Annotated in this window: 6 protein-coding genes and 2 pseudogenes; 3 read left to right on the forward strand and 5 right to left on the reverse strand. The window is 55.8% G+C overall.

Annotated features, from left to right (window positions below; all coding sequences use genetic code 11):
- Window positions 1-101: 101 nt before the first annotated feature.
- Window positions 102-266, forward strand: a pseudogene (locus HMPREF2617_RS11700) (terminase); the annotation flags it as partial.
- Here the strand turns inward: HMPREF2617_RS11700 and HMPREF2617_RS06055 are convergent.
- Window positions 267-1,496, reverse strand: a complete 1,230-nt coding sequence (locus HMPREF2617_RS06055; RefSeq protein WP_070840315.1) for an MFS transporter — start codon at window positions 1,494-1,496, stop codon at window positions 267-269. It abuts the pseudogene before it with no gap.
- Window positions 1,497-1,587: 91 nt separating this feature from the next.
- On the opposite strand from HMPREF2617_RS06055, the gene HMPREF2617_RS12175 reads away from it, so the two are divergent.
- A complete protein-coding gene (locus HMPREF2617_RS12175; RefSeq protein WP_070462451.1) occupies window positions 1,588-2,265 on the forward strand; it encodes a TetR/AcrR family transcriptional regulator in 678 nt (225 codons plus the stop codon).
- A 248-nt stretch (window positions 2,266-2,513) separates the two neighbouring features.
- On the opposite strand, the gene HMPREF2617_RS06065 is transcribed toward HMPREF2617_RS12175, so the two are convergent.
- The 4 genes and pseudogenes from HMPREF2617_RS06065 to HMPREF2617_RS12300 all read right to left on the reverse strand — a co-directional run.
- Complete coding sequence (locus HMPREF2617_RS06065; protein ID WP_070495014.1) at window positions 2,514-2,705, reverse strand: hypothetical protein; 192 nt, start codon at window positions 2,703-2,705, stop codon at window positions 2,514-2,516.
- 428 nt (window positions 2,706-3,133) lie between these two features.
- Window positions 3,134-3,271 carry a type II toxin-antitoxin system VapC family toxin gene (locus HMPREF2617_RS11895; RefSeq protein ID WP_141758925.1) on the reverse strand — a complete coding sequence of 46 codons (138 nt, stop codon included), beginning with the start codon at window positions 3,269-3,271 and terminating at the stop codon, window positions 3,134-3,136.
- Window positions 3,272-4,417 carry an ImmA/IrrE family metallo-endopeptidase gene (locus HMPREF2617_RS06075; RefSeq protein WP_070840316.1) on the reverse strand — a complete coding sequence of 382 codons (1,146 nt, stop codon included), beginning with the start codon at window positions 4,415-4,417 and terminating at the stop codon, window positions 3,272-3,274.
- 385 nt (window positions 4,418-4,802) lie between these two features.
- Window positions 4,803-5,030, reverse strand: a pseudogene (locus HMPREF2617_RS12300) (glutaredoxin family protein); the annotation flags it as partial.
- Window positions 5,031-5,115: 85 nt separating this feature from the next.
- Here HMPREF2617_RS12300 and HMPREF2617_RS12305 point away from each other — a divergent pair.
- Complete coding sequence (locus tag HMPREF2617_RS12305; RefSeq protein WP_070840317.1) at window positions 5,116-5,457, forward strand: HAD family hydrolase; 342 nt, start codon at window positions 5,116-5,118, stop codon at window positions 5,455-5,457.
- The last annotated feature ends 60 nt before the right edge of the window (window positions 5,458-5,517 follow it).

The following is a 5,517-nucleotide window of genomic DNA, read 5'->3' on the forward strand; positions in this document are numbered from 1 at the left end:
TACGCAGTAGCGGCTCATAGTCAACGCCCGAGTGTTACCCGATACTCACTCGGGCGTTACTGGATACTCACCACAGTGTTATTAAATCCGTGGTCCTAACAGCTATCGCGTCCCCATTCGTGGCCATGTCTCAGTCGTTTAGCAAGCAGGCGAATACGCTCTGGTACGAGATTTTCGATGTCGTCAAAGCCAACTCGCTGGTGGACTACTCGGGGCCGACTCCTGCGGATAACGTGATGGAACGGCTACTTCAGGCACGCTCATAGTTATTGGCGTAGTGCGGGTGCGGTGTGGGCGTAGATGACGACCACTGCAATCAAGGCGATACAGACGGCGAAGGGTGCCAGCGGGTTCCACCCGTAAAGGGCGGTCGAAGCCAGCGGGGCAATCGCGTACGCCAACCCATTATTAGCGTTGATGATGCCAGCCACTGCGCCTTGCTCATCTACACTCATCTTCAAGGTTGGGCCAGTGTTGTACCCGGGCATCGCCAGTCCCATACCTACCCCCAGCACGATACACCCGACAACCAGTAAAGCGTGCGAGGAGGTAGGCCAAATGAGCACAGTTGCAACTAGTGTAATGGCCAGACCAGTACGTAAAAGCTTCGCTGCTCCCCACCCTGTCTTTGGAGCAATCACCGCTTGGGCAATGATCATGGTCACGCCCATGATGGTCAGGTAAATCGCGGAAATACCTGCGGTCGCAGTTGCCGACAGGGCGAAGCGGTCTTGGACAGTGAATCCAAAAATCGTAGCAACAGAAGAAAACACAAGAAACATCACCAGACCAGTTGCTAGCCAGGGAGCTACACGCGGATCAGTGAAGCGAATCCGTTGAGGCTTTGCAAAAAGTTGCCCTCGGCTTTGAGGTGCGAAACTCACCAAGAGAACAACCAGACCAATCACCATCACAACGGGCATGACCACCAAGGGCAAGAGCAGGCCACCAGCAGCGGCTAACACACCTCCAGTAACACCTCCAACAATGGAGGCCATCCCTTGAGCCGCTCCAATCATGCCCAGTGCTTTTACCCGCCCGTTCTCGCTGGCAGCATGCGTGACCAGGTGGGCTTGCGCGGTCGGGGCGATCGCTGAAATCCCTCCACCATAGAGCAAACCACGAGTGATCACAACACCAAAAACTAGTCCGACACCGCCAACTACCTGGTTCATCCCCAGGTAGGAGACAATACCGAAGGCGCTCAAAGCGATGATCGCGATCACAAGCCCGGCCGCGAGTACACGTTTAGCGCCGACACGTTGGGAAGCTCGCCCCCAATAAGCACTCAAGCTCGCTAGTACAATCGCTGCCAAAGAGATAGTGGCGCCAATATGCCATTCCCGCAATCCCATCTGTCGTGACAGTGGCGCGATGATCGGATTGAGAATCATTTGCCCCATAAAGGCGAGAAAAACGATTCCCACTACCAGGTTCGCTTGCGCTCCTGGATCAATAGAGCTCTGTGTCGGCTTATCACTACGAGGGTCGGGCATCACTACACTCCATTACTAGAACACTGTTTCACTTAGGGATATTGTAGAATGGTGTTCTAGTAAGGGTCAAGTAATAAGTTAGGGTCACCTTATGAACACTGTGCTAACGGGGCGAAGGGCTGGGCTATCACGCGAGCTGATTGTCAAACAAGCTGTACAGTTAAGCGCGATCAGTGGCGTTGAGGGATGGTCAGTACGGGACATTGCCCGTGAACTGGGCGTGGTTCCCTCAGTGATTTATCATTATTTTCCAAACAAGGAAGCCATTTGTGATGCTGTTGTAGACCGGGTATGTGTCGGGATTGAAGTTCCCGACCCGGACCTTGAATGGAAAGCCTGGTTTCGAGCTATGGCTCACAATCTACGCCCCGCATTGTTAGCATATCCGGGGATTACCGACAGGTTCGCGCGGGGCAAGTTCACCGAACAGTTTTTGCCGATGATCGATGGAGCCTGGGCCAAACTACAAGAAGCTGGGTTTGGTGACAATTCGCCTGTGGCCTACACAATTATCGCGAACTCGATCATCCACACGATCGGAGCGAGAAACCTGCGCGCATCCAATCAAATCCAGCCTCGCCACAACCTGCACGAAATGCTTGTCAGGCTTGAGCCTATGATGGCTCAATCTGTTGGACTGACCAGTATTGTCAACTCTTACCTGGAGCCTCTCTCACACCCTGATGAAGAAGAAGCGATGTCCGAGGAATACTACGACCTCGTCATCGATGTGATCCTAGACGGCATCGAACACACCCTGCTGCCTTAACTCTGACCCACTTCTCAATCATCGTCTTAGTGAGCGTCCGCACAGCTGTGTACTTCAACACAGCGGATGTAGCCCAGTTGATAAGCCGGGTCAGTTCACGTTCACCCCTCGCGTTCTCATGGTCACGGAGACGGTTAAGTAGTTCTTCCTGATACGGATTATTCATGGTGTGCCCTTCATCCAGGTATGGGTAAAGGGAGCCAAGGCACACACCCTGACCCCCTTCGCTGCCTGCTACGGGCTAGCGTCTACTCGGTAGCACCCGCCGTGGTCGGCTCCACCACATCCTGTTCAGCCGTCGCCAGCACCTCCGGGCGGAACACGGAACCGCCGTACACCTGGAGGCCCGTAATCGCACGGGTGAAACGGAACGGCAGCATGGACGATTCCGCCACCTCCGTGATCTGGTAGCCGAACGCGGTAGCCATCGGGTGGCCCACAATGACACCTCACGGCCCGCCACCGTCGGCACCGTCGGCGCGGAAATGATGCGGAACCCGAGCAGGCGACCAATCTCACCGTTCAAGAGATTGCTGTTGTTCACTGCCTTGTCCAGGCGCTCGTCGTACAGCAACGCCGATTCCATCTCGGGGCCAACCATCACGAAACGGTCAGTCTTCGGAACCGAAGTGGCGTTGAGTTTCTTACGCAGCGCCACCAGCGTCTTGTACGCGTCCTTCTTCTCAATGTCGAGCGGGAGGGTGCCCACCTTGTTGGAGTTCTTCACTCCGTCCTTCATGAGCTTGCCGATGTAGGTATCGACCTGCTCGGACATGCCTTCCACTGCCTCGCTGACTGCCCCCGGCTTCACGTCCAGAGCAGACTGGACGGAAGATACCAGCGGAATCTTGAAGTTAAAGTAATCGCCCTAGTCGATCTTGAACTTGCGGTCGCCGAACTCAAGGTCTTCAACAACCATGTCTTCGGACTCGTCGTACGATTCAAAAATGTCTCGCGGACGGTGATTGAACGCACCGATCACGATATTCGTATCGATGAGGTACACCTATGCGACCTCCTGCATACGAGTAACCGCATTCTTCAGCGTCGCAGTCTTTGCAATGCCCAGTTGGCGCGAAGCTTCCTCTTGAGAAATTGCGCCATCTGCATATGCGCCGGTTACTGTGTCCAAGAACCGGCCACCCAGCCGAGACTTCAACGTGACGAAGAAGTCACCGCCTCCACTAACAATCGGAGGCGTAGGGTTCGAGGGACGTTGCCGAAGGAATTCCTGCACTTGTGGTTTGCCAAGGCGGCGCTGCCCCACAAGGGACCACAGTGTCGTATCCGCGCTTACCCGGTACGCATCGTATGCCCATTCAGTGATGTGTTTCAGATCGGGATTTCTGTCCCATTCCTGCAACAACGCATGCTGCGGCAGAAGCAGGGCAGCTGCAAACCTGTTACACCATCGCTCTACATCGTGATGATCGTTCATGGCTCCAGTGAGCCCTTCTGCAGCGAGTAGCACGTGGCCTAGCTCGTGAGCAAGGCTAAAGTACTGCCCAACTTTGTAATCACTGCCGTTGATGAAGATCAAGGGGTAAGCACCATCGAGCAGTGTGAAAGCACGAAACTCGTCGATGTCGAGTTTGCGGTGGTTGTTATTTCCAAGTACGGAGTTTCGCATCACCAAGACACCGCAGTGCTCAATTGCCTCCGCTAATTCCAGCACATTCTCTCGACCAGTAGCCGCCCTGCCTGGCTTCCATCCAGCATCGGCGAGCTGAGGAAGTAATGCACGCACGGCATCGTCCGGGTTATCACGTAATGTCCATTCGCCACCGAAGCATGGGGGCTCAATGCCTTCTGCACGAGCAAATTCGGCGTACCAACCCAAACGCCGCTCACAGGCGTAAATCGTTTCCTTCAATTCCGGGCTGAACTCGGTTACTTTCTTACTGTCTACGGTGCGGAAATCTGGAAAATCCGGTTGGTCATCCGTGGGGTCGTCGAGAAGCAAGTATCCAAACGGGATACAAGCAAGCGATGCCAAGTGCTGGGCCTGACGCAACGTCGGGGATACCTCCCCTTCCAGCCATTGCCGGACCAACCGAAAATCGCTTTTTTGGGCAAGTTCTTCAACCGTGACGCCGGTCCGCTGTAGGGCCCAACGCAACGTCGGTGCTGCAATGTCGATTCGAACAGTCATCACTCACCTCCCGCTAGTTACGTAGTTTTTACCTTAGCGGAGGAGCCCAGCAAACATCTCCGGGGAGCTACAGCTATCAAATTGATACAAACGAGTTTTCATGCCTGCGGAACTAGCCTCGCTCATGCTAGGGTTCATGTCAATCGTTCAGCCCGCCTCCGAGCCAAGCTCAGAGTGTGGGCTGGATTTCTTATTGCAATCTGGCGGATCCCTTCGTACTCCGGCGTCGCCCGCACCGTCACCGCGCTGACCTGAGTTGGTCGACGGGAAGGGGTCGATGCGAAGCTCGGCCCCACCCCCGGAGTGCACTGCTACGCCCGTCATCGACGGACCGGGAACGAACATAACAACATAAAAACGAAAGAACCCCCAGCGTTGGAAAGAGGAGCTCGGCTTCAAGGTCTGCGTTGTCTACTTCCCAGCATGCAAACTCCTCCTCATCAATGACGACAACCGGCACGCGATCGCCGTATTGGGCGGCGTTGTCGGGGTCCAGGTCGACGTCGACAAGCACTAGCTCCGTGTCACACTTCTCCACCACCGGAGCGATCTGCGCCTCCACCCGCTCGCACGAACCGCACGTGGAGCGCACCATCAGCTCGACCGTCTTCATCGCAACTCGTCTTCATCGTGCCTACGTCGCTCGCCCTTGTATGATTGCTCACGCTAACACCGCCACCGAAAGAGTCACGATCGCCATGTCAGAACAGCGGGAATTCCTTGCACAATGGTCAGTCTCTCAAGGAAACCTCCGCCGCTTCCTTGAGGACCTACTGCAGCAACACGATCTCAAGCAGTGCACCGCCTACTCCGACAGCATCAACGACCTCCCCATGCTTGAGATGGTCGGCTCCCCCGTTGCCGTCAATCCGGACCGTGCGCTGCGCCGCCACGCGAAAGCCCAAGGCTGGGCTATCCGCGACTACCGCTCCGTGCGCCGCGCCGTACGCCTGTCCACCCTGCCGGTACTGAGTGCCGCGGGTGAGTTCTCTTTGTGGCGGTTGTGGAGCAAGCGTAAGGACAGGACTCACCATGTCTGATGCGTTTGCCCTGCGCACCCCGCGGCTTGAGTTGTCGGTGCCGACAGATGCGGATATCGA

The sequence above is a fragment of the Corynebacterium sp. HMSC070H05 genome, assembly GCF_001837615.1.
GTDB classification, from domain to species: Bacteria; Actinomycetota; Actinomycetes; order Mycobacteriales; family Mycobacteriaceae; genus Corynebacterium; species Corynebacterium coyleae.